The sequence below is a fragment of the Bacillus cereus group sp. N24 genome, from assembly GCF_016483345.1.
Classification (GTDB): Bacteria; Bacillota; Bacilli; order Bacillales; family Bacillaceae_G; genus Bacillus_A; species Bacillus_A toyonensis.
The window spans coordinates 132834-158204 of the sequence record NZ_JAEHCA010000004.1; the positions used below are offsets into that span (position 1 = coordinate 132834).

Sequence of the window (25371 nt, forward strand, 5' to 3'; positions counted from 1 at the left end):
CATTTCAGGAAGGGGACTGAACGTTTAGTATTACTTTCCCTGTACTTTTTCTACTTTCGACCCATTCATGTGCTTTCCCTGCATCTATAAAGGGAAAAGATTTTGTAGCCTTAATTTGCAAACTTCCATCACGTAAATAACGGAAAACTTCATTTGCAGTTTCTTGGAGTAATTCAGGACGTTTTTTCCGTGTAGTGCCGAAGCTGAATCCGAGTATAGAACGGCAACTTGCGTGTAAGTCTTTCGTTTTGAAATTGCCAATTTCACCGCTCGCATTGCCGAAATGAACGAGGCGTCCGTAATAAGCAAGACATTTTAAACTTCTTTCCGAAACCGTTCCAGAAATAGAATCTAAAATTACATCAACCCCTTCGCCATTTGTTAGCTCATTGACCTTTTCTACAAAATCTTCATCTTGATGACATATAACATAATCAGCTCCAGCGTCTAAAGCAATTTCTTTTTTTGCTTCACTTCCGACAGTACCGATAACTTTTTCAGCCCCTAATAGTTTTGCAAATTGAATAGCAGTAGTGCCAATTCCGCCAGCAGCTGCATGAATGAGTACAGATTCACCTTGTTGAAGCCTTGCAACATTTGCGAGTAAATTATAGCTTGTAAAAGATACGATAGGGCAAGCGGCTGCAGTTTGGAAATTAACTTCATCAGGTAAAACGAAAGTAAGATTTTCATTTGCAACAATATATTCTGCGTAAGATCCATTTTGAGGAAAAGCAATGACACGCTGTCCAGGATGAATATTTTTAACTTGAGAACCGACTCGTTCTACAATACCAGTGGCATCTATCCCTGGAATAAAAGGAAATGTTTTATTTCCTTTTTTGCCATAACGTGATTTAATATCGGCAAAATTAACACTAGTAGCAACAACACGAATTAACACCTGATTGTTTGAAATAGTCGGCATATCCACATCAGTATATTTCATCACTTCCGGACCACCGAACGACGTTACAACGATAGCTTTCATCATAAATCCTCCTAAATTTGACTATATAAATCATTTTAAAGCGTCATTAGAAATTGGAAAATTATATAATAGTTATGCAAGGTTATAAGTGAAGCTTATGAACTCAGTGAATCATTATATTAATTTATATAAAAAACTTTAAAAAAATCGAACGAAATATGAATTACTTGCCAATATAAAGTGTAAGACAAAGGGGGATGGTATATGAAAGGTGAAACAGTGTGTACAGATTTAATTCAATTAACTTTATCAGGCAATAAAGAAACGTATAGCGAATTGTATGATGTAACGATTCAAGAAGTATATAAAACAGCACATTTTTTAATAGAAGATAAAACAGATGTAGATGATGTCGTTCAAGAAATATACATACAACTATATGAATCGATTCGTAAGTATGATAGCGAGAAGCCATTTCGTCCCTGGCTAATTGGACTCGCGATTAAACAAATTCACTCTTATAGAAGAAAGAGGTGGATGCGACTACGAATTGTAAACAAGCAGAAGAGCAAAGAAAACCAGTACAAATTGATTTTTCTAACAATCTGGTAAGTAAAATATCAAACCAAAAACTAATCGAACTTATTCATAAATTACCGTATAAATTGAAACAAGTTATTATTGTAAGATACTTACACGATTATTCACAAGAAGAAGTAGCACAAATATTACATATTCCAATTGGTACTGTGAAATCTATAATTCACGCGGCATTAAAAAAACTACGTCAAAAAGAGCAAGTAGAAGAAATATTTTTAGGAGAGGTAGGGAATGTGAAATGAGTATAGACTGTAGAGTTAGGGAAACTATACAAGAAGAAGCAAAGGGTATTGTTGCCCCGCCGGAGTAAAAAGAAAAAGTAATCGTGCAAATAACAATGAATCGCGGGGGGAGTAAAAGGAAGAAGCACCTTATTGCAGGAGTGCTTGCAGCAGCTCTTTTAATCCCGACGACTGGTTTTGCGTATCAATCTATTATGGCGGATGGTATATACGGATCTTTTGAGAATTAAAAAAAACATGCCGGAGCAATGACATTAGAAGCGTATATACGTTTTAATGCAAAATTATCAGAAGCGAAAGATGAAATGGGTGCGAAAGAATATGAAGAGTTTACAAAAGAACTAAAGAAATTAACAAATGCAAAGCTTGCGTACGGAGATTCGAACGGTAATATTGATTATGATCAATTATCACCAGCTAAAAAAGAGGAATTGAAAAAGGTAGTAATGGAGCTTCATCCGTATTTTGATAAATTAAATGGCCATAAATCTAGTAAAGAAGTACTAACTCCTGAAGAATATGAACAATATATGGAGGCATTAATGTCACATCAAACTGTGTTAGTAAAAACGAAATCGAGTGGCGGGATAACAGTAGAAGAAGTTCCTGAGGCGTACAAAGAAAGATTTATTAAAGCCGAGCAGTTTATGGAGTATGTAGATGAAAAGGTGAGATAAGTAAAAAAGCTCATAGCCTAAGCTCCGAGCTTTTTTATTGAAACGTAAATTTATTAACCACTTATTCCTTTTGCTAGCAATAGGAAGTATACAACTAATAATATTACGCCATTTAATGCAGTACCAACTATTCCGAATAACCAATTTTTTGATGCAATTGCAAAAATAATACCGAGTAATGAAAGTATACTTAGAGTCACAATAATTAACGTTAAATTCGCATTAGGTCCTCTAAGGATAAAGAAAGAAAATATACTTGCGATAACCGTTAGAAAAGAGAAAGCCCCTAATTTATACATAATAAATCTCCTTGGTTAAAATGCATTTTGACATAATATACGAACAACTTTATTTTAACAGAATTCCCCTTTTCATTTATGGCGATTTTCACAAAAAATAGCGCACTTATAAAGAAAATGTCCTAATCAGCAACACTTAAAAATTGGTCATCAATTATATTTTTTCATATTTGCAGTATCTTTTTGTATAAAACAATCTAATAGTGAATAACCAGCTATTAAACTAATAATCGTAACAAAAGTTGTATTTATAAGAATAATATTAGCTAAATAAGGTAAGTATTCGCCAAGTGGTGAAAAGAGTAATGCAGGGGAAAAGGAAATGAATAGTGTAGGCACTGTAATAGCAATAAATTTATCCGGCTGAAAGCTCCAGTTTTGTTTACTCGTTGCGTAATTAATAGATTGAAGGAACCGTAATAAAATACCAACTATAAGAGGGAAGAGTGTAAAGTAGAATAATCTTGGATAAACGTTAAAGTTCACCTGCGCGTCTGTATCTAAATAAAATTGAATTTTTACTCCAATAAATAATAATAAGACGATAAATAATGTAAAGCAGAGGTATAGCATTACTTTTTGCATTCCATTCCACCATCCTTTACTAAAAATATATTCAAAGAAGAGATATACAATAACTACTGTTGTATATCTCTTCTTTTACTGTTATTAAATAGTGGAATTTGTTTTTTCTTGCTTCGTGAAATAATCAATAATACCCATCGCACTAATTTCTATATCTAGATGTAAAATGTTATAAACGGAATGATCGGATGGGACGTTTAATTTTGTAAGGTGAGAAGAGATTTTATCCATTAATAAAGTTTGTAATGCTTTAGTAGCCTCATCGAAATCATTATACTTTTCAAAGACCTCTTTACCAGTATGAACGAAAATAGGTAACCAATGTTCTAGTTGGTTATATACTTCTGTAACATTGGATGAAGCGCCGTAATGACCGAAATAAATAGTATCTACATTCATACTTTGAATATGATTTTTAGAAGCAATCATCGCATCGGGCTGAAATTGCGAAGGGGACGTTGATGGTAAATATAACTCTACACCAAGGTCTGCAAGCTCTCTATAATAAATGCCAATTGTATCACCAGTAAAAATGCCGTTTGTTAATGAATCATGAATGCTAATATGGTGCTTTGCATGTCCAGGTGTATCATAAAATGTAAGGATGCGGTCTTCTGCAATTTTTAACGTATCATCATGTTGTACAATATGAACGCGTTCTTCTTCTATAGGAAGAATTGGATCGAAAAGTTTATCGAAATCATCCTTGTATACAGCTTTTGCGCCTAAAATTAGTTTTGTTGGATCAATCATATGACGAGCACCGCGAGAATGCACATATAAAGTAGCATTTGGGCACTTTTCCATCATTAAACCAGCTGCCCCAGCGTGATCTAAATGGACATGTGTAACGATAATGTTTTTTACATCGTTTAAATCAATATGTAATTGTTGTAAGCCATCTAAAATATAGGGAAGAGAAGGGGCCGCGCAAGTTTCAATTAAAGTAATATCGTCACCTAATAAAACATACGTACCTGTTCGTTCATTATGTTGTAAGTCGTAATCATCAATAAGATATAGGTGAGAAGATAATTGTTCTACTTTTTTCATACTTATCACTCCTTATATACGGTATGTATCTATTATACGCTAAAAAGAAAAAAGACAGAAAACGAAAGCTCGTCTTCTGCCTTTTTAAAGTGTTTTTATTTCGTTTGTTCTTTATTGATAGACATAACGAACAGTCCAACAATGCCACCAACGATCGGAAGCGTAATCTCTCCTGCTAAATTAAAGTAGGAGCTTAAGAATAAACCATTTACATCGATTACCCAACCAGTAACATACAATAACATCATATATAGTACGAAATAAAACTCGCGATTTGAAATCGTTTTAGGTTGTGCAGTTTTCATAATGAACACCATCCTTTTCTATTATAATAGAATATAAACTGTCACATTTTGTTCACAATTCAATTGTAAAACTTTCCATTCTAAAAGTCTAGTAGTTTGTGTCGAATTTTCGAACATAAATAAAGCGCTATCATTTCGGTGTGTAAGTATGTAATAGAAGCTGTATATTCACGAATGTAGTATAGTATAAACATAGAATAATAGTATAGAGAGGGGTAGGAACAATGACAGTTTATGATTTTTCAGCTAAAACAATAACAGGAGAAGATAAATCGTTAAAAGATTACGAAGGAAAAGCACTTCTTATTGTAAATGTAGCTAGTAAATGTGGATTTACACCACAGTATAAAGGATTACAAGAAGTATATGATAAATATAAAGATCAAGGACTAGAAATACTCGGTTTCCCTTGTAACCAATTTGGAGGACAAGAACCAGGTACAGAAGCGGACATTACTAGTTTTTGTGAATTAAACTACGGTGTAAACTTCCCGATGTTTGCAAAGGTTGATGTGAAAGGTGATAAGGCTCATCCTCTGTATACATACATGACAGAACAAGCGCCAGGTTTACTCGGTATGAAAGCAGTGAAATGGAATTTTACGAAGTTTTTAATTGGAAAAGATGGGAAAGTAGTAGGGCGTTTTGCGCCGCAAACGAAGCCAGTTGATTTAGAGGTTGAGGTTGAGAAGGTACTTGGGGAATAATTAGGAGTTTGTTATCTTTTATTATAGTTATTAAAAAATACCTCAAAGAACAAAGTTGCTCTTTGAGGTATTTTCTTTAAACTCACATGATCAAGATTAAATCACTGTATCGAATTCATTTGATTTAGGTAGAGAAGCTGCTTTTTTCATAAGCACTTCCCATAAGTGTACGGATTTCTTCCATTCGGCTGCGGTCTGTCCGTTTTGATACATAGCGTTCTCATAACTGAAAGTAAGTTGTTGCATATCGGCCGAGTTGTAAAGTGTATCGATGCGGAGAGCGTATTCTCGGAATGTTTGACTTTCCCCCCGTGGTATGCCAATTCTCGCAAATTGTTTTAAAAGTGCGCCGTAAGCTTTTTGATAAACAACATCATCTTTTCGGTATTTATAGAAAAGAATAATAAAAAATGTAATCCATTTCATTCTAGTAGTGAAGAGAATGTATCCGATGATACTAATTGGTATCGTAGAGAGGAATACGTACCACCAAGAAAAACTAGTTTTAGAATTTGTGACCTTTTTAGTAGAAGTTTCTTCTGTATTTTCTATTAAACTTTTAAGTTTTGCTTCATTATTTCGTTGATGTATTTGCTGGTTATTAGAATTATTTGCTTCGCTATTTTGTGAAATAGGAGCAGGCGTATTATTTATAAAATTATAGGGATTGGTAAATCCTTTTGTTGGTTCGAATGGAATCCATCCGTATCCTGGGAAATATACTTCGACCCAAGAGTGTGCGTTATCGTTCGTGATTTTATAAATATCCTGACCTTCTGCAGAGGCAAGTGTATTGTCAAGAGTTCCTTCTGTATAACCTTTTACCCAGCGAGCAGGAATCCCAGCAGAACGAAGTAACACGATCATAGACGTCGAAAAATTATTACAGTAGCCGCTTTTTGTATCGAAAAGGAATTGATCTACATAATCTTGGCTTTTGGCAGGGAATGAAACATTCGTTGTTTCGTATACAAAAGAGTTGTCTGTGAAGTAATTTTCGATAGCTAATACTTTATCATACCGGTTGTCTTTATCATTTGTAAGATTGACAGCCAAGTCTTTTACTCGCTGTGGTAATGATTCGGGAAGTTGTGTGTACTTTGTCATGAAATAAGAACTCGCTTCATGGCCTTCATTCGTTTTTACAGTTTTCAAGCTTTCTATGGGAAACTCCGTGATCTCATATGTTACTTTATACGAATTTAAAGTAGTAGAAGAGCCTCCGTGCATCGTATAGATTTTTTCTGAAATTGGGTCAACACTGTATGATACATCAGAAGAAGTCTCAACTGATACTAATCCTGCTGGGTAGGTAAGGTGAAAATCACTTTTTTGCATGGTGATGGTTGCTTCGGTTGTTTCCGTTTTTGTATTTTGTTCGTACCAACTCAAGACGTCGTTTTTAGTTTTAAAAGAAACCTTTTTCAGCTTTTCAGAAGCCTCCCAGCCTTTTCCTGTATAAAAATCTTTTGTTTCTACTCTCCAATATTGTTTGTTTTGCGTTTGTGCTGTGAAAACAATTGTAGGATCCGCCTGAAAAGGACCGCCTAATTGCGAGTCATCTAAACCATACCCAATTGTAGAAACTTCTTGTTTTTTACTCGCTTCGGATGTGTTGAATTTTAAAAAATTCATTGGGTTTGGCCATTGAGGGCCGAATTTTGGAGCAAAGTATGCGATGGTTGCTGACAATACAATAAATATTGTAAGAGGTCTAAGTAATTTTGAGATTTCTCTAGCATAATTTTGTAAGTGTTCCATCTCTTTTATTCGTTCTATTCGAAGAAGACTAAGCATAAAAAAGCCGATGACAACAGTACGAATAATAGCGTAGTTTGCATTGTATAAATGTAAGTTATGAAAAGTTGTGATATAAATAATAGTCAATACAAGAAATAACAATCCACGTTTTTTATGAATCATCCAAAAAGAGATGAAAGAACTCAAAAACCAAAATGATAGAAAAAATAAAACTGTTGGAAAAACTGGAGAAATATCTAGCAAATTCCTCTGGAACAACAGGGAGGAATTTTGAGCAATATCAGTAAAAAATTTCGTTAGCCAAGATGGATTTATAAAAGCATTTTTATAATATAGGAAATGAATGATGAATAAAATCGTGATGATCTTTATAGGAATTTGCCACCTTGTTTGAAAAAAAGAGAGAGTGTAGCAAATTCCTATAAATATTACAAAAATATCTAATCTACCTACGTTTGTAATACCTATAAGGGGTCTTAGCCATTCTAGTAAAAGTAGAAATGCGCATGCATGCATGAAAAAACGGTTCATATCCAATTGTTTTTTTGTATGTAATGTTATCATTTGCTCACCTCAAAAAACACGTTTGCATACCGGTTTTCATAAACCGCGTTTACAAATATTTTTCTTTTTTGTAGGGTTTCTAGTATACTTAGCTCTCGATGTGAGAGTTGATTTGCTTTTTCTTTCACGACAAACACTATTAATTTTCTATTTTTTATAGCAGCACAGTCAGCCGCCTTTTGAATATCGGGAGAAAGATCGCTTGTCACGAGTATAATCGTTACGGGCTGATACATTTTTCTTAATTCCATTTCTACACTCTGAGAGAGGGGGGATACACTGTCTGCATGTACTTTCGCTAAATGACAAAAGATTTGTTGCAACTGGGTATCTCCATTGTCTAAAGGGAAAATAGTTCGTTCTTTTCCGACAGACACGAATGACGCTGGTGAATTTTGCTTCAAGACAGCCCTTACAATAGAGGCAGTAAACGTTACGACTGATTCGAATAGAGGGGACTCAGTTCTGTCCATGAATATCATGATATTATGGCTACGCTGTTGTTCAAACTCTTTCGTCATAATATTGTTTGTTCGTGCAGTTGCTTTCCAATCAATCCATGAAAAGCGGTCACCAGGTTTATAGTCTCTGACGCCGACAGATACTGTAGAGTCTTTTGCTGAATGTATATTTGCTGAAAGCGCCCCTTGTTCGAAATGATTTTCCAATTGTCGATACGCTATATCTACATACTGGGGATAGACTAAAAATGTATCTGGAACTGAAAAAGTTACTTCTTTCTCTATCATACCGAATAGATCGCCAGTTTTGACACGTACGCTTGAAAAAATGTGCTCTCCTCTAGGGATTGTATCAATAACATATTGAAACGAAATATTTCGTTTCAATCCTGGAAAGAGTATGACCTTATTCATCTTTGCTTGTTTACAACTTGTAAATGGTGGTGGCAGTTCATCTTCTATAACTAAATAAAGTAAGGGAAAAGGAAGTTTTCTTTTTATTGTAATCGTGCTTACAAACTGTTCTCCTGCTGCATATTTGTTTTGGTTTGTTATTCGTTTTACTTCAGCGTCCCGTAAAGCGTAGAAGGGGAGTAGTAGTGAATAAAGGCCAATAGGAATCGTACTGTAAAACAAAAACCAACTTACAAATCCTCCTTGAAGCATAGCATACACAAATGTTAAGACTACGCATAAAGGGATTAGTGATAACTTTGTAACGTGATATAGTGCTCGTAGTAGTCGCTTCATCAAAGGTTCTTCGTCCTTTGAGTCGGCACGGTAGTTCGTGCAACGATTTTGGAGATAACTTGTTCTCCTGTTATTCCTTCAAATCTTGCTTCCATTTTTAGAATGAGTCTGTGAGCTAAAACGTAAGGAGCTAAAAATTTAACATCGTCTGGAATAACATAATTTCTGCCATGGATGAATGCATAAGCTTGTGAAGCTTTCATTAAAGCAATTGAGCCACGTGGACTTGCACCTAGCTGTATAGAACTATAAGAACGAGTCTGATTAACAAGCTTTACAATGTAATGCTTGATTGCTTTGTCCATACTTACTTCCCTTACGCTTTGTTGTAAATAAAGTAATTCTTTTATTGTTGTAATAGCTTGTAAATGGGAGAGTGGGTTTGTTTTTTCCATCCGGTTTAAAATTTCAAATTCTTCTTCTGGTGTAGGATATCCCATTGTTAGCTTCAACAAGAAACGATCGAGTTGAGCTTCTGGTAAAGGATATGTTCCTTCATATTCGACCGGGTTTTGTGTAGCCATGACAAAGAAAGGTTTTGGTAACGATCTTGTAATGCCATCTATTGTGATAGTGCCTTCTTCCATACTTTCAAGTAAGGCAGATTGTGTCTTTGGGGATGTACGATTAATTTCATCAGCAAGTACAAAATTCCCCATGATTGGTCCAGGCTTGAACTCAAATTGGAGCTCTTTCGGATTATAAATAGAAACACCTGTTACATCTGACGGCAGTAAATCAGGTGTGAATTGAATCCGCTTGTAATCGGCGTCAATGGATTTAGAAAGAGTGCGTACTAGCATTGTTTTCCCAACGCCAGGAACATCTTCTAATAGTACATGACCTTCAGCTAAAAGAGCTGTCATGGTTAAAATCGTTTCTTTTCGTTTTCCGACCATTAATTTTTCAATATTGTTGATTATTTTTTCTACAATGGGATGTAATGAATCAAGACGGGCCATCGTAATCCTCCTAATTTTATTATCTTTTCTAATTCATTTTTATGTTAAAGAAAAGGAGTCCCTTCATTTTAATGCAGTATAATAGTAATCTAAGAGGCAAGTAGGAATGGTGTATATAAGTTCATAGTGAGAACTTATATAAATAGGAAAAAACGTAAATGTAAAAAAATCATGGTGAGATACTTTATAATTTCTATGTCCAAAAAGGAAATCCTACTCGTAATTTTATGAATATTCAGATTATATGTGCGGATAACATTTAGTATAATTGTTTCCGTAAATAAGAGCAATACCGTAAATAATGATTTATAGTTATATCTCGCTATTTGTGGGCTGATAATCAGTGGGGGACGAACAAAACCTTCACTGATTAAAGTTTCACTTTATATAAAAACGTAGGAATCTCTCCTGCGTTTTTTCTTATGCAAAAAAAGGTGAATCCTCAAAATGCTATTTTCCTAATAAGCTCACGGCCGACCGAAATCTTCACAACAAAACAAAGTAATCTTTATTTATAAATGTTTCCCCGTAAACCGGTTTCCAAATGAATTTATGACAATCTCTTGAACTGTGCGAAATGTCACATCTGTATTTTACAACCTCTTTTATAGTAAGGGTATGTAAGAGAGACGTATTAAAGGAGTGAACATGATGAAGAAAAAACCTTCAGCACTAATGAGACGTTTAAAATATTTTTCACCAATAGATCGTTATAACGATAATCATACACAAGAAACATATGAAGATCGTGAATGGGAAAATGTGTACAGAAAACGCTGGCAGCATGATAAAGTAATTCGTTCTACACACGGCGTGAACTGCACTGGTTCATGTAGTTGGAACATTTATGTAAAAGATGGAATTGTAACTTGGGAAGGGCAGGAGCTTAACTATCCAACGACAGGTCCTGATATGCCGGATTTTGAACCACGAGGATGTCCGCGTGGAGCAAGTTTTTCTTGGTACATTTATAGTCCACTTCGTGTGAAATATCCGTATGTACGTGGTGTTCTTTGGAGTATGTGGCAAGAAGAATTACAAAATAATGATTCACCACTAGATGCTTGGAAAAGTATTGTGGAAAACCCTGAAAAAGCACGTAAGTATAAGCAGGCGCGTGGTAAAGGTGGATTTATTCGTGCGAATTGGGATGAAGTATTACAACTCGTTTCTGCTTCGTTACTTTACACAATCATTAAATACGGCCCAGACCGAAATGTTGGTTTTTCACCAATTCCAGCTATGTCGATGTTAAGTCATGCAGCGGGTAGCCGCTTTATGCAACTTATGGGTGGACCGATGCTTAGCTTCTATGATTGGTACGCGGATTTACCACCAGCTTCTCCGCAAATTTGGGGTGATCAAACAGATGTACCAGAAAGTAGTGACTGGTATAACTCTGGTTACATTATGACATGGGGTTCAAATGTACCGATGACGAGAACGCCAGATGCACACTTTTTAGCCGAAGTTCGATATAAAGGAACGAAAGTTGTTTCTGTAAGTCCTGACTTCGCTGAGTCTACAAAATTTGCGGATGATTGGATTAGTGTGAAACAAGGTACAGATGGTGCACTTGCGATGGCAATGGGGCATGTGATCTTACAAGAATTTTACGTAGATAATCAAGTGGAATACTTCACAAAGTATGCGAAGCAATATACTGATTTTCCTTTCTTTGTCACATTGAAACAAAAAGGAGATCAATTCGTCGCTGATCGTTTCTTAAATGCTACTGATATTGGACGAGAAACAAAGTTAGGAGAATGGAAGCCTGTTCTTTGGAACGAGAACACGAAAGATTTTGCAACACCTCACGGCACAATGGGGTCACGTTGGGATAATGAAAAGAAATGGAATTTACGTTTAGAAGATGAACAAACAGGTGAAAAGATTGATCCACGTCTTTCTTTACTTGGAATGGAAGACGCTGTGGGAACGGTACAAATTCCGTACTTCTCAGATGAGGGAAATAAAGTATTGGAACGTACAATTCCAGTGAAAAAAGTTATGACAGAAGAAGGCGAAGTGTTCGTTACAACTGTATACGACTTAACGTTGGCAAATTACGGTGTGAACCGAGGGCTCGGCGGACAAGAGCCGAAAGACTTCAATGATGATGTACCATTTACACCTGCATGGCAAGAGAAAATGACAGGAGTGAAACGAGAGCTTATTATTCAAATTGCTCGTGAGTTTGCACAAAACGCAGTTGATACGGATGGGCGCTCGATGATTATTGTAGGGGCCGGTATTAACCATTGGTTTAATTCTGATACGATTTATCGCGCAGTTTTAAACCTTGTTCTTCTCGTTGGAGCACAAGGCGTAAACGGTGGCGGTTGGGCGCATTATGTCGGTCAAGAAAAATTACGACCAGCAGAAGGATGGCAAACAATCGCGATGGCAAAAGATTGGCAAGGGCCACCGAAATTACAAAATGGTACATCTTTCTTCTATTTCGTAACAGATCAATGGCGTTATGAAGATACACCGGTTGGACATTTAGCATCACCAATTGAGGGCAACTCTCGTTATCAACATCACGGTGATTACAACGTATTAGCGGCACGACTTGGCTGGTTACCTTCTTATCCAACATTCGAGAAAAATGGAATTGAATTATATAAAGAAGCTGTTGCTGCTGGTGCAACAACGCAAGAAGAAATCGGAAAATACGTTGCACAAAAACTAAAAGAAAAAGAACTAAAATTTGCGATTGAAGATCCAGATAATAAAAACAACTTCCCGCGCAACTTATTCGTATGGCGTGCCAACTTAATTTCAAGTTCTGGTAAAGGCCACGAATATTTCTTAAAACATTTATTAGGCACAACAAATGGATTAATGAATGACGATAGTGATTCGTTGCGACCAGAAGAAATTAAGTGGCATGAAGAAGCGCCAGAAGGGAAGCTTGATCTACTCATTAATTTAGATTTCCGTATGGCTGGAACAGCGCTCTATTCTGACATCGTCTTACCTGCTTCAACTTGGTATGAAAAGCATGATTTAAGCAGTACGGATATGCATCCATTTGTACATCCATTTAATCCAGCAATCGGTTCACCGTGGGAAGCACGCTCTGATTGGGATATTTTCACCGCTCTTTCTAAAGCTGTGTCAGATTTAGCGAAGAAAATCGACCTTGAACCAATGAAAGAAGTCGTTGCAACACCACTTCTTCACGATACACCGCAAGAATTAGCGCAACCACTTGGCAAGATTAAAGACTGGAGTAAAGGTGAGTGTGAACCAATACCGGGTAAAACGATGCCACAAATTCATGTTGTCGAAAGGGATTATAAAACGATTTATGACAAGATGACTGCACTAGGACCAAATGCTGGAAAACAACCAATTGGTACGAAAGGTATTTCTTGGTCAGCAGAAAAAGAGTATGAGCAATTAAAGAGCAAATTAGGAGTTGTTCGAACGGATTCTATTGCGAAAGGTTGCCCAGACATAAAAGAAGCAATCAATGCTGCTGAGGCGGTATTAACGCTTTCTTCGACAACAAACGGTCATATGGCTGTAAAAGCATGGGAAGCACTTGAAAAACAAACGGATTTAAAACTGCGTGATTTAGCAGAAGAACGTGAAGAAGAATGCTTCACATTCGAACAAATTACAGCACAGCCGAAAACAGTAATTACTTCTCCAGCCTTTACAGGTTCTGAAAAAGGTGGACGCCGTTACTCACCATTTACAACAAATGTGGAACGTCTTATTCCTTGGAGAACGATAACGGGTCGACAATCTTTCTACTTAGATCATGACATGATGAAAGAATTCGGTGAAACGATGGCAACATTTAAACCAATTCTGCAACATAAACCGTTCCGAAAATCACGTCCCGAAGTAGAAGGAAAAGAAATTACACTAAACTATTTAACACCGCATAATAAGTGGTCGATTCATAGTATGTACTTCGATTCATTACCGATGTTAACGCTATTTAGAGGTGGTCCAACTGTTTGGATGAATAAAGATGATGCGAATGAAGCTGGCGTCGCAGATAATGATTGGATCGAGTGCTTTAACCGTAACGGTGTTGTTGTAGCACGTGCTGTCGTAACGCACCGTATACCGAGAGGGATGGCATTTATGCACCATGCACAAGATCGCCACATTAACGTGCCTGGTACGAAATTAACAAGCACCCGCGGGGGAACACATAATAGTCCAACCCGTATTCATGTTAAACCAACACATATGATTGGTGGATATGGCCAATTAAGCTATGGATTTAACTACTATGGTCCGACTGGGAATCAGCGTGACTTAAATGTTGTAATTCGTAAACTGAAGGAGGTAGATTGGCTTGAAGATTAAAGCACAAGTCGGAATGGTAATGAACCTAGATAAATGCATCGGCTGCCATACTTGTAGCGTAACATGCAAAAACACCTGGACAAATCGTCCAGGTGCTGAATATATGTACTTCAATAACGTAGAAACGAAACCTGGAATTGGTTATCCGAAACAATGGGAAGATCAAGAGAAATATAAAGGCGGCTGGGAATTGAGAAATGGTGAAATTCAGCTGAAATCAGGTTCGAAAATGAAACGCCTTATGAATATTTTCCACAATCCAGATCAACCAACCATCGACGATTACTTTGAACCTTGGAACTATGATTATGAAACATTAACAAATAGCCCGCAGCGTAAGCATCAACCAGTTGCTCGTCCGAAATCAGCAATTACAGGCGAATTTATCGACAAAATTGAATGGGGTCCAAACTGGGAAGATGATTTAGCTGGTGGACATATAACAGGATTGCAAGATCCGAACGTAAAGAAAATGGAAGAAGAAATTAAAACAGATTTTGAAAATGTCTTTATGATGTATTTACCACGCATATGCGAACATTGTATGAATCCATCTTGCGTATCTTCTTGTCCATCTGGTGCGATGTATAAACGTGAAGAAGATGGGATTGTTCTTGTGGATCAAAATGCATGTCGTGCTTGGAGGTTCTGCGTATCTTCTTGTCCATATAAAAAAGTGTATTTTAACTGGCAAACGAATAAAGCAGAAAAATGTACAATGTGTTTCCCGCGTATTGAAGCTGGTATGCCAACGATTTGTTCGGAAACATGTGTAGGGCGTATCAGGTATATTGGGGTAATGCTATATGACGCTGACAAAGTGAAAGAAGCAGCTTCTGTTGAAGATGAAAAAGATTTATATGAATCTCAGCTTACTGTTTTCCTAGATCCAAATGATCCAGAAGTAGCAGCTGAAGCGAAAAAACAAGGCATTCCTGAAGAATGGATTAAAGCAGCACAAGAGTCACCGATCTATAAAATGATTATCGATTGGAAAATTGCTCTGCCTCTTCATCCAGAGTACCGTACAATGCCAATGGTTTGGTATATCCCACCGCTTAGCCCGATTATGAATATGGTGGAAGGGAAAGGAAGTAACTGGCAAGCAGAAGAGATTTTCCCTGCTATCGATAATATGCGTATCCCAATTCAATATTTAGCGAACCTACTCACTGCAGGAGATGAATCCCACATTCGTCTTACGTTGAAAAAAATGGCTGTCATGCGGACGCATATGAGAGCATTGCAAATTAATAAAGAACCAAATGAAGCAGTATTAAAAGAAATTGGTTTAACGAAACAGGATGTAGAAGATATGTATCGTCTTCTTGCTATCGCGAAATATAAAGATCGCTTCGTCATTCCGGGCACTCACCGTGAACAAGTTGCTGATTTATATAGTGAACAAGGAAGCTGTGGTTTATCCTTCGCAGGTGGGCCAGGGTCTTGCATGACAATTTCTTAAATAAAGGGGGCGGAAAATGATGAAACAAAGTTTACAAACTGCTTTTTCTTGTTCTTCTTTTCTTCTCTCCTATCCGGAACTTGGGTGGGGAGAAGCTTTAACTGAAGTACAAGAAGAGATTGAAGCAATTGAACAAGAAGACGTTAAAGCAGCACTTACAGCGTTTATAAAACAAGCACTAGATAAAACGAACGATCAATTAATTGATCGTTACGTATATACATTTGATTTTGGTAAAAAGACAAATATGTATTTAACTTATATGAACACAGGTGAACAAAGAGAAAGAGGTATTGAATTATTAGAGTTAAAACAGCATTATAAAAAATCTGGTTTTGAAGTAACAGATAAAGAACTACCGGATTATTTACCGCTTTTGCTTGAGTTTTTTGCAAATGCAAATGAGCAAGATAGTGAGCCAATTATGAGTAAATACAAGGAAAATATACAAGCATTGCACGTTCAATTAAAAGAAGCTGATAGTATGTATGAACCAATTCTTGCAGCTATTCTCCTCGCTATCGATACATGGGGTGTACAGACAAATTAGAAAGGAGAGTTGTCAAAATGATGGATCAATTTCTATGGGTGTTGTTTCCCTATATCATTTTTGCAATCTTTATCGGTGGACATATTTTCAGATACAACTATGATCAATTTGGATGGACATCAAAATCTAGTGAACTATTAGAGAAGAAAATGCTCCGAGCCGGAAGTCTATTATTCCACTTTGGGATCATGTTCGTAATTGGCGGTCATGTTATGGGGATTTTAATTCCAGAGTCCGTATACCGTTCAATAGGTATTTCTGAACATATGTATCATGTAGTAGCAATTAGTTTCGGACTTCCGGCAGGAGTTGCTTCTATCATCGGTTTAATTATATTAACGTATCGCCGTGTAACCGTAAAACGCATCATTGCAACGAGTACAACGGGAGATTATATTGCGCTTATTTTATTACTTATCGTTATGCTGGCAGGACTTTCCTCAACATTTTTAAATATCGACTCAAAAGGGTTTGATTATCGTACAACGATCGGTCCTTGGTTCCGAAGTCTCTTTATTTTCCAACCGAAAGTTGAATATATGATGGAAGTGCCTGTATGGTTTAAAATTCATATTATTGCAGCGATGGGTCTATTCGCAGTATGGCCGTTCACTAGACTTGTACATGTATTTAGTGCTCCAATTAAATACTTAAGCCGTAGTTATGTAATTTACAGAAGACGTATTCCTAATGAATTGAAAAAATAATAACGCTTTGAACAAATAGCAGCTAAAACGAAACGAGGTCTAATATGGAAGGCCTCGTTTTTATTAATATAGGGGAATAACCGTGTACGTTATAATGAAAAAGTAACGTAATATGAAAAAAGATTAGCATCTAAATAAGATGCTAATCAATGCTACAAACAGAGGTAGAACAATCTTCACAAGCAATTTCACATTTTAAAAATTGTAAATCATGAATTGTAATCTTTCCTTTAGTAATAGAAATCGTACCCTTTTTTTTCAAATCATTTAACATTCGATTTACGCTTTCACGGGAAGTTGCACAGAAGTTCGCAAGTTCTTGATTCGTTAATGGTAAATCGATGAGAATACCATTTTCCTTTAACACACCATAACTATTTGTCATTCGTATGAGAGTAGAATACAGGGCACCTTTTTTGCCGTGTAATACTAAATCGCGGAACTTCGTTTGCATTCTTCTTAAATGTTCACTAATCCATTTCATAAATTCAAATACAAGTGCGGGTTTTTGGAGTAATGCTTTTTCTAAGGTTTCACGCTTTATTACTCCTACTTCAACATCTTCAAGGCATTTTGAATTTAATAAATACTTCGCATTGTCCGTGAATAATGTTAATTCGCCAATAATGTCGTATGCCGAACAAATACGGAGTGTTAATTCTTGTCCGTCAGCACTTAGTTTACTAATTTGTACTTTTCCTGAGTGGATGATATAGAGTTCTGTTGCTTCCATACCTTCTTGAAAAATAAAACTTCCTTTTTTTATCTGCATTTTATATTCAACAGATGCAAGTAATTCCTTTAAATCTTGAGATAATGTCATACTGTTTGCCACAGCGATCACCTTTCTTCTTATAAGCAATACATTTCCTATTTTGAGTGTAAGTATGATGAAAATGCAAGAGCTATTTAAAAAAAAGTGAAATTTCAATGACCGTACGGGAAAATAAATTAATATGTTTTAAGAGTTAATGGAAGTAAAGGGGTAAATGAGTATAAGTTTTTAGTTGAAAAGATAACCAAAAAAAATTCAATATGTAAAGTAGATGAGACTAAAGATGTGAACAAAATTCGAACGGATTTGTGAAGAATTTTTGAATGGGGAAAGTAATGTGAGAAAAGTCACATTGAATATGTAGCTTCTTTTTTATAATAAAGGCAAATAAAAAATATGAAACCTACTAAGGATTGCAGTAGAAAAGAAGGGATATAGATGCACGAGAAGATGAGGGATTCGTTAGAGCGGCCACTTCAAGATTTACGTATTTCAGTTATTGATCGTTGTAATTTTAGGTGTACATACTGTATGCCAGCCGAAGTGTTCGGATCTGATTATGCTTTTTTACAGGAAGAGTTTTTATTAACATTCGATGAAATAGAAAGATTAGCTAGATTATTTATAAGTATGGGAGTCAATAAAATTAGACTTACTGGCGGTGAACCTTTATTGCGTAAAGATTTACCAAAGTTAATTGCAAGGCTTGCAAAGCTAGAAGGCTTAACAGATATTGGACTCACAACAAACGGTATTCATTTAGCAAAACAAGCTAAGGCGCTAAAAGTTGCGGGATTAAAACGTGTAAATATTAGTTTAGATGCGATAGAGGATCACGTTTTCAAAAAAATAAATGGCCGAAATGTAAGCACAAAACCTGTATTGAAAGGGATTGAAGCAGCGAAGGCAGCTGGATTAGAAGTGAAAGTAAATATGGTCGTAAAAAAAGGGATGAATGATAGTCAAATTCTTCCTATGGCTCAGTATTTTAAAGAACAAGAAATTCAGCTACGTTTTATCGAGTTTATGGATGTGGGCAGTACGAACGGCTGGAACTTTGAACAAGTCATTACGAAGGAACAATTAATAGAAAAAATTAATCGTGTATATCCGATTGAGCCCGCCCAGCCTCGTTACTTTGGAGAAGTAGCTAAAGTGTATCGATATGTAGGGAGCGATGCAGAAGTTGGCTTTATTACTTCTGTTTCTGAGTCATTTTGTTCTTCTTGTACGAGAGCTCGTATTTCGGCAGACGGAAAGTTTTTTACATGCCTATTTGGAACGAAAGGAACGGATTTGCGAACGCTTCTTCGAGAAAATATTTCTAATGCATCACTATTAAAAATTCTACAACATACATGGGAGTTTAGAAAAGATCGGTATTCAGATGAAAGAACAGCTGAAAGTGCAAATAAACGTCCAAAAGTAGAAATGTCTTACATTGGTGGATAACGAAAGGAGGGTTCCCTATGCAAGAGCGTTATTCAAGGCAAGTATTGTTTTCTGGAATTGGTGAAATGGGACAAAGAAAAATAAAAGAAAAGCATGTGCTCCTAATAGGAGCGGGTGCACTAGGAGCTGCGAATGCAGAAGCGCTCGTTAGGATGGGAATTGGGAAATTGACAATTGCTGACCGTGACTACGTTGAATGGAGTAATTTACAAAGACAACAGTTATATACAGAAGAAGATGCACAGCAGTGTAAACCGAAAGCAATTGCAGCGGCAGAGCATTTAAGAAAAATTAATTCTGAAGTAGAAATTGTACCTGTTGTAACGGATGTTACAATGCAAGAAATGGAAGAGTTAACAAAAGAAGCAGATCTTATAGTAGATGCGACTGATAATTTCGATACGCGCCTACTTATAAATGATATTTCACAAAAAGAAAATATACCTTGGATATACGGTGGATGCATTGGAAGTTACGGTGTAACGTATACGATTCTTCCTGGAGAAACACCATGTTTTCGCTGCTTAATGGATCATCCTATGGGCGGTGCAACATGCGATACAGCCGGAATCATTCAGCCAGCGGTACAAATGGTTGTTGCTCACCAAGTAACAGAAGCGATGAAAATATTGGTGGATGATTTTGAGGCGTTAAGAGGAACAATGTTATCATTTGATATTTGGAACAATCAATATCTCTCATTAAAAGTAAATAGGCAGAAAAAAAGTACATGTCCATCTTGTGGGAATGTACGCACGTATCCAAGTTTAACATTTGAAGCACAGATGAAAACGGAAGTGCTATGCGGGCGGAATACAGTTCAAATCCGTCCAGGAATAAAAAAAATTCTTAATTTAGAAGAAATTCAAAAGCGCTTACAAAAAAGTGTGAATGTCAAAAAAACTCCATATTTACTATCCTTTCTAGTAGATGAATATCGTTTTGTGTTATTTACAGACGGCAGAGCGTTTATTCATGGGACTAATGATATGAAAATGGCAAAACGGTTATACGCAAAATATATAGGATGAACAGAAAGAGAGTTTCTTCTTATCAAAACGAGGTGAAAAAGAATGTTAGAAAAACGTACACCAATCTCAGTGGCAGAAGCAGTTGCACGTGTAATGGAATATGCCTATCAAGGTGAAATGGAAAAGGTTTCTCTTACCGAAAGTTACGGAAGAGTCCTCGGAGAAGATGTTGTTGCAGATCATGATGTTCCGCATTTTGATCGCTCTCCGTACGACGGATTTGCGATTCGAACAGAAGATACAAAAGAAGCAAGTAGCAGTAACCCAATTCAGTTTGAAGTGATAGGTGAAATTGGAGCAGGTTTTGTTTTTAAAGAGGAAGTAAAAGCATTTCAAGCTGTACGTATTATGACAGGAGCCGCAATTCCAGCGGGATGTAATGCTGTTGTTATGTTAGAACTAACGGAAGGGTTTGAAGAAAACAAAAAGACTTATATGAAATTAAAACGCTCTTTCACTTCTGGTGATAACATTTCTTTTCAAGGAGAAGATGTAAAACAAAATGCCATACTTGTGAAAAAAGGGACTTCTATTAACCCTGGAGTAGCGGCACTGCTTGCTACGTTTGGTTATAGTTCCGTGCATGTTGTAAGACAGCCGGTTATTGGAATTGTAACGACAGGGAGTGAACTACTCGAAGTACATGAACAACTGAAAGAAGGGAAGATTCGAAATAGTAACTCCTATATGATCGCTGCTCAAATTGAACGAGCGGGCGGAGTTGTACAGTATTATGGACAATTCGCTGACGATTTTGAGACGTGTTATAACACTGTAAAAAAAGCGATAAAAGAAGTTGATATATTAATTACAACTGGTGGCGTTTCAGTAGGAGACTATGACTATTTACCTGCTATTTATGAGAGATTACAAGCAAATGTACTTTTCAATAAAATAGCGATGCGACCAGGAAGCGTGACAACTGTCGCTGAGCTAGAAGGAAAACTATTATTTGGTCTATCTGGTAATCCTTCTGCTTGTTATGTCGGATGTGAATTATATGTTCGACCAGTCATTGGAACATACTTGCACAGGAAAGATCCGCACTTATTTCGAGCAGAAGCAATTTTACAGAAAGACTTTCCGAAAGCAAATCCGTTTACTCGTTTTGTAAGAGGGAATGTAGAACTTGTAGATGGCCAATTACAAGTTACACCAGTCGGTTTAGATAAATCTAGCGCAATTTCTTCACTTGCAGAAGCGAATGCATGTATCGTTCTGCCGGGAGGAACGAGAGGATTTGAAGCAGGAATAACCGTTTCGGTACTGTTATTAGAATCAAGCGCCGGAAGTGAGTGGCCGTGGGAAGAGCCGCTTCGATCATACAAGTAACAGAAAAATAGATTGCTAATTTATACAAAGATAAGAGGTGCAAGATGACACATACGTATTATGAAGTAATTGATACTCCTATTTTAATTGAAGATGTTACAAGTAAAGTAATTCGCCGTGAGTGCGGTGCAGTTACTACTTTTATTGGTACTGTCAGAGAATTTACGAAAGGACGTCGCACGCTTTATTTAGAGTATGTAGCTTATAAGACAATGGCGGAAAAACAGCTTGAGAAAATTGGTGCTGAAGTAGAAGCGAAGTGGCCTGGGACATATGTGGCAATTACACATCGCATTGGTACATTACAAATTTCTGATCTTGCTGTTGTTGTTGCTGTTTCTACACCACACCGGAAAGCGGCCTATGAGGCGAATGAATATATTATGGAGCGTATAAAACAAATTGTTCCGATTTGGAAGAAAGAGTTTTGGGAAGATGGTGAGTCATGGATAGGGGATCAGTTAGAGAAAATAGCATATGGTAATGGCGAACCTGAAAAGGAGATGAGAACATGATTGAAGTACTATTATTTGCACATTTGCAAGAAGAAGCAAGTAAGTCGGTCTTGCAAATAGATTGTGAAAATATTTCAGTTTCTGAACTAAAGGAAGTTCTGATTAAGAAATACAATGTAGCAATTTCAAACGAGATAATGGTCGCCGTAAATGAAGAATACGCAAATGAGGATGACATCATTCAAACTGGCGACGTCGTAGCAATGATTCCGCCAGTAAGTGGTGGTTGATTCTTTTCAGCCTAATCATGTTAGGACGTGATTAGGCTGGAGAGAATGAATATAACTATGCATACATAGGAGGGAACAGGATGAAAAGTCCTAATTTTCAATTAAGTTTACAAACTTCTAATCTAGTTATCGGTTTTATGGTATGGGTCATTTTATCATCATTAATGCCTTATATTAAAGCAGATATTCCATTAACTGCGGGACAAATTTCTATGGTAACAGCAGTACCGGTTATTTTAGGTTCTATTCTTCGCATTCCAATTGGTTATTGGACGAATCGTTACGGAGCAAGAAAATTATTCTTTATTAGTTTTATTCTTTTATTATTCCCTGTCTTTTACATTAGTGTTGCCAATTCTATGATGGATTTAATTATTGGTGGCTTATTTGTAGGGATTGGTGGTGCTGTATTCTCTGTAGGAGTAACTTCTTTACCAAAGTACTTTCCAAAAGAGAGCCACGGTTTTGTAAATGGTATTTACGGAGTGGGTAACGCTGGAACAGCAATTACTTCATTTTTAGCACCTGTTATTGCAACTTCAGTTGGCTGGAGAACGACAGTACAGTGTTATTTAATTTTACTTGCAGCATTTGCACTTATGAACTTTTTATTAGGCGATCGTAAAGAAAAAAAGGTGAATACACCATTAATGGAACAAATAAAAGGTGTATATAAAAATGAAAAACTTTGGTTTTTATGTATCTTTTACTTTTTAACATTCGGATCATTCGTCGCATTTACAGTATACTTACCAAACTTTTTAGTATCTCACTTCGGATTAGAGAAAGTAGATGCAGGTATGCGGACAGCTGGCTTCATCGTATTAGCAACAATTATGCGCCCGATTGGTGGTTGGCTCGGTGATAAATTTAATCCATTTAAAATATTAATCTTCGTATTTATCGGTTTAACACTTTCAGGTATTATCCTATCATTTATGCCAAGCATGAACGTATACACATTTGGTTGCTTACTAGTCGCATTTTGTGCAGGTATTGGCAATGGTACAATCTTCAAGCTTGTGCCAATGTACTTCTCTGAGCAAGCAGGGATTGTAAATGGTGTTGTCTCAGCTTTAGGTGGACTAGGAGGGTTTTTCCCGCCATTAATTTTAACATTACTATTCCAACTGACAGGTCATTATGCAATTGGATTTATGGCGTTATCAGAAGTAGCACTTGCTTGTTTAATTATTACAGTGTGGATGTATAGCCAAGAGAAGCTGTTAGTGATGTTAAAGAATAATTAATAGAGAAAAAGAGCCGTCCCAAAGTGTTTTGGGATGGTTCTTTTAGTAATAGGCTCCAACATGTTTTTTAAAATAATGTGGTTTTAAAATGAGAAACAGAAGGTTTATGGGATTTTATGTTAAAATATAGATAACAGAAATTATTCAATTAAAGGGTAGATTAGTTAAGGGAATCTTAAATCTATTCTAAAGATCGAACTAACTTTTAGAATGCAAATATTTAATTGGATTGGGGTGTTTAGATGAAAAAATTATATAAGTCCACTCAAGATAAACAAGTATCAGGTGTGTTAGGTGGCTTAAGCGTCAAGTATGGAATTGATGTAAGTATTCTTCGCATAGTAACTGCATTATCAGCCTTTTTTACTAGTGGATTAACAGTGTTAATTTATATAATAGCTGCAATTGTTCTGCACTACCGACAGCATTTGATGATTGTTTCTCTAGTCGAGAGCTCAGTTTTTTGTCTATTAAAAGTTTCCAAAGTAAAAGCAACAGTAAGATTGTTATAAGACTGAAATGAACAAAAGAAAAATCCTCATAAAACATACGGAATATATCGAGAACGAAAATAATAACTTTTGAATTAAACTATGACTATTGATCGCTAACGAATCGATAAATAGTCGCTCCTTTCTAAAAGAAATATATATTAATCTATATAAAAATATATCGAAATGTTCTGAAACTCAAAAAACAGATGGCGGTATCTATAACAAGAAAAAACTTCATATTTTTTTAGGGCCAGATTGTTTGTTAAGGCTAATGGATATTGTGAAAAATACACTTAAAATAAAGAACACAGTTTAGGTCGATAAGATAAAATTATGAATTTGTATAAATAATCCATAATTTTCTTTATGAGTCATATTTGATATGTTAAAGAAAAGAGAGGGGAGGGAAATGAAATGAGAATTTTTGATGCATATTTTCATATTATCCCGCTATTTGCCGGGCTGTAAGACCCTCACCTCAAAATTCAGCGAAAGCAAAGAAGTTAGGTGGGGGTCGGGCTGCCCGTAAAAGCCCGATTGGTGAGGGCTAATAATCAATGGGGGAGGAACAAAACCCCACTGATTAAAGTTTCACTTTATTGATTGTTGTTTTCTGATTATTTAGAACTAAGGATGTTTTCCACCCAACTTTGTTGTGGGAGATTATCAGAATGAAACTCCTAATTTGAATGTAATTGGTGGAGCGATCGTATCTGGTTCTTTCCAAGGGTTTGATCAAGAATATTTATTAAAGGCACTAAAACAGTTGGGTTCAACATTTTGTGGCGTAACACAATTACTTTTTACAGTGACGGATGAAGAAATACTAAATTTAAATGAAAATGGGATAAAAGCATTACGCTTTAATATTAAAAGAGGTGGTTCAGAAGGTTTATCGAAGCTAGATTACTTTGCTAGAAGAGTTCATGATTTAGTAGGAGGGCATAGTGAGCTTTATATGGATGCAATAGAGTTGCCCGAAATCGCATCAACTATAGAAAAGTTACCAGCTATATCAATTGACCATTTAGGGTTATGAGAAGAAGGTTTACCACATTTATTAAAACTAGTTGATAAAAGGGTACATGTGAAAGCTACTTGTTTTGGTCGTGTCGAATTAGATGTTGAGAATGCCTTAAAGTCGATTTATGAAGTTAACCCAGATTCACTTATGTTTGGAACAGATTTACCATCTACCAGAGCAAAAAGACCTTTTGAGTATGGAGATATCAAATTGATTCAACAGCTATTTGATGAACAAGCTACCGATAAAATCCTGTATACGAATGCTTTCAAATGGTATTTTGGATAGCGTCAGGGGCTACATTTGAATTAACT

The 25371-nt window shown here is 36.2% G+C and carries 20 protein-coding genes and 4 pseudogenes; 15 read left to right on the forward strand and 9 right to left on the reverse strand.

The genetic code is table 11. The features are described from left to right. Window positions 1-4: 4 nt before the first annotated feature. Window positions 5-991, reverse strand: a complete 987-nt coding sequence (locus tag JDS95_RS08580) for a quinone oxidoreductase family protein (RefSeq protein WP_000644653.1) — start codon at window positions 989-991, stop codon at window positions 5-7. Window positions 992-1195: 204 nt separating this feature from the next. Between JDS95_RS08580 and JDS95_RS08585 the strand changes: the two are divergent. Together JDS95_RS08585 and JDS95_RS08590 are read left to right on the forward strand one after the other, a co-directional pair. Further along, window positions 1196-1773: pseudogene (locus tag JDS95_RS08585) on the forward strand (sigma-70 family RNA polymerase sigma factor). Window positions 1774-1913: 140 nt separating this feature from the next. Then, window positions 1914-2450: pseudogene (locus tag JDS95_RS08590) on the forward strand (DUF3600 domain-containing protein). Between the two features lie 53 nt (window positions 2451-2503). Here the strand turns inward: JDS95_RS08590 and JDS95_RS08595 are convergent. The 4 genes from JDS95_RS08595 to JDS95_RS08610 all read right to left on the reverse strand — a co-directional run bounded on the left by JDS95_RS08595 (window position 2504) and on the right by JDS95_RS08610 (window position 4692). After that, window positions 2504-2749 (reverse strand): hypothetical protein, encoded by a 246-nt coding sequence (locus JDS95_RS08595; protein ID WP_000277251.1) that lies wholly within the window; start codon window positions 2747-2749, stop codon window positions 2504-2506. A 150-nt stretch (window positions 2750-2899) separates the two neighbouring features. Then, a complete protein-coding gene (locus JDS95_RS08600) occupies window positions 2900-3334 on the reverse strand; it encodes a hypothetical protein (protein ID WP_001174520.1) in 435 nt (144 codons plus the stop codon). Window positions 3335-3418: 84 nt separating this feature from the next. Further along, window positions 3419-4387 carry an MBL fold metallo-hydrolase gene (locus JDS95_RS08605; RefSeq protein WP_000755011.1) on the reverse strand — a complete coding sequence of 323 codons (969 nt, stop codon included), beginning with the start codon at window positions 4385-4387 and terminating at the stop codon, window positions 3419-3421. Between the two features lie 95 nt (window positions 4388-4482). Then, window positions 4483-4692 carry a DUF3925 family protein gene (locus tag JDS95_RS08610; RefSeq protein ID WP_000844991.1) on the reverse strand — a complete coding sequence of 70 codons (210 nt, stop codon included), beginning with the start codon at window positions 4690-4692 and terminating at the stop codon, window positions 4483-4485. Window positions 4693-4916: 224 nt separating this feature from the next. On the opposite strand from JDS95_RS08610, the gene bsaA reads away from it, so the two are divergent. After that, window positions 4917-5399, forward strand: coding sequence for a glutathione peroxidase (bsaA, locus tag JDS95_RS08615; protein ID WP_000219427.1), 483 nt, complete (start codon window positions 4917-4919; stop codon window positions 5397-5399). 96 nt (window positions 5400-5495) lie between these two features. Here the strand turns inward: bsaA and JDS95_RS08620 are convergent, their stop codons facing one another. From JDS95_RS08620 to JDS95_RS08630, 3 genes are read right to left on the reverse strand one after another with little or no spacing between them, the layout of a single operon-like run. After that, window positions 5496-7724, reverse strand: coding sequence for a transglutaminase TgpA family protein (locus JDS95_RS08620; protein WP_199690403.1), 2229 nt, complete (start codon window positions 7722-7724; stop codon window positions 5496-5498). Then, window positions 7721-8935 (reverse strand): DUF58 domain-containing protein, encoded by a 1215-nt coding sequence (locus JDS95_RS08625; RefSeq protein WP_000826186.1) that lies wholly within the window; start codon window positions 8933-8935, stop codon window positions 7721-7723. Before JDS95_RS08625 ends, JDS95_RS08620 begins: the two co-directional genes overlap by 4 nt. Continuing rightward, the gene (locus JDS95_RS08630) at window positions 8935-9897 is read right to left on the reverse strand and encodes an AAA family ATPase (protein ID WP_000113094.1); all 963 of its coding nucleotides are present in this window, start codon (window positions 9895-9897) and stop codon (window positions 8935-8937) included. The genes JDS95_RS08625 and JDS95_RS08630 overlap by 1 nt, the downstream gene beginning before the upstream one ends. A 648-nt stretch (window positions 9898-10545) precedes the next feature. On the opposite strand from JDS95_RS08630, the gene JDS95_RS08635 reads away from it, so the two are divergent. Genes JDS95_RS08635 through narI form a run of 4 tightly spaced genes read left to right on the forward strand, consistent with a single transcriptional unit; the run spans window position 10546 to window position 16954 of the window. Continuing rightward, complete coding sequence (locus JDS95_RS08635; RefSeq protein WP_002043139.1) at window positions 10546-14232, forward strand: nitrate reductase subunit alpha; 3687 nt, start codon at window positions 10546-10548, stop codon at window positions 14230-14232. Continuing rightward, window positions 14222-15697, forward strand: a complete 1476-nt coding sequence (gene narH, locus JDS95_RS08640) for a nitrate reductase subunit beta (RefSeq protein WP_000692707.1) — start codon at window positions 14222-14224, stop codon at window positions 15695-15697. The genes JDS95_RS08635 and narH overlap by 11 nt, the downstream gene beginning before the upstream one ends. 19 nt (window positions 15698-15716) lie before the next feature. Next, window positions 15717-16247, forward strand: coding sequence for a nitrate reductase molybdenum cofactor assembly chaperone (gene narJ, locus JDS95_RS08645; protein ID WP_033661276.1), 531 nt, complete (start codon window positions 15717-15719; stop codon window positions 16245-16247). A gap of 17 nt (window positions 16248-16264) precedes the next feature. Beyond that, window positions 16265-16954, forward strand: coding sequence for a respiratory nitrate reductase subunit gamma (gene narI, locus JDS95_RS08650; protein ID WP_000969188.1), 690 nt, complete (start codon window positions 16265-16267; stop codon window positions 16952-16954). A gap of 142 nt (window positions 16955-17096) precedes the next feature. Here the strand turns inward: narI and JDS95_RS08655 are convergent, their stop codons facing one another. Beyond that, on the reverse strand, window positions 17097-17789 hold the full coding sequence (locus tag JDS95_RS08655; protein ID WP_000013862.1) for a Crp/Fnr family transcriptional regulator: 693 nt from the start codon (window positions 17787-17789) through the stop codon (window positions 17097-17099). 378 nt (window positions 17790-18167) lie between these two features. On the opposite strand from JDS95_RS08655, the gene moaA reads away from it, so the two are divergent. The 8 genes and pseudogenes from moaA to JDS95_RS08695 all read left to right on the forward strand — a co-directional run. Then, window positions 18168-19181 (forward strand): GTP 3',8-cyclase MoaA, encoded by a 1014-nt coding sequence (gene moaA / locus JDS95_RS08660; RefSeq protein ID WP_000544629.1) that lies wholly within the window; start codon window positions 18168-18170, stop codon window positions 19179-19181. Between the two features lie 17 nt (window positions 19182-19198). Further along, window positions 19199-20212 carry a molybdopterin-synthase adenylyltransferase MoeB gene (locus JDS95_RS08665; RefSeq protein WP_001158119.1) on the forward strand — a complete coding sequence of 338 codons (1014 nt, stop codon included), beginning with the start codon at window positions 19199-19201 and terminating at the stop codon, window positions 20210-20212. 42 nt (window positions 20213-20254) lie between these two features. After that, complete coding sequence (locus JDS95_RS08670; protein ID WP_000890811.1) at window positions 20255-21544, forward strand: molybdopterin molybdotransferase MoeA; 1290 nt, start codon at window positions 20255-20257, stop codon at window positions 21542-21544. A 44-nt stretch (window positions 21545-21588) separates the two neighbouring features. After that, complete coding sequence (locus tag JDS95_RS08675) at window positions 21589-22059, forward strand: molybdenum cofactor biosynthesis protein MoaE (protein ID WP_000149949.1); 471 nt, start codon at window positions 21589-21591, stop codon at window positions 22057-22059. After that, a complete protein-coding gene (gene moaD / locus JDS95_RS08680) occupies window positions 22056-22289 on the forward strand; it encodes a molybdopterin converting factor subunit 1 (RefSeq protein WP_000573668.1) in 234 nt (77 codons plus the stop codon). The genes JDS95_RS08675 and moaD overlap by 4 nt, the downstream gene beginning before the upstream one ends. An 80-nt stretch (window positions 22290-22369) precedes the next feature. Continuing rightward, on the forward strand, window positions 22370-23539 hold the full coding sequence (narK, locus tag JDS95_RS08685) for a nitrate transporter NarK (RefSeq protein ID WP_000841861.1): 1170 nt from the start codon (window positions 22370-22372) through the stop codon (window positions 23537-23539). A 242-nt stretch (window positions 23540-23781) separates the two neighbouring features. Beyond that, window positions 23782-23952 (forward strand): annotated as a pseudogene (locus JDS95_RS08690) (PspC domain-containing protein); the annotation flags it as partial. Between the two features lie 712 nt (window positions 23953-24664). Beyond that, window positions 24665-25345: pseudogene (locus JDS95_RS08695) on the forward strand (amidohydrolase family protein); the annotation flags it as partial. Between the last annotated feature and the right edge of the window lie 26 nt (window positions 25346-25371).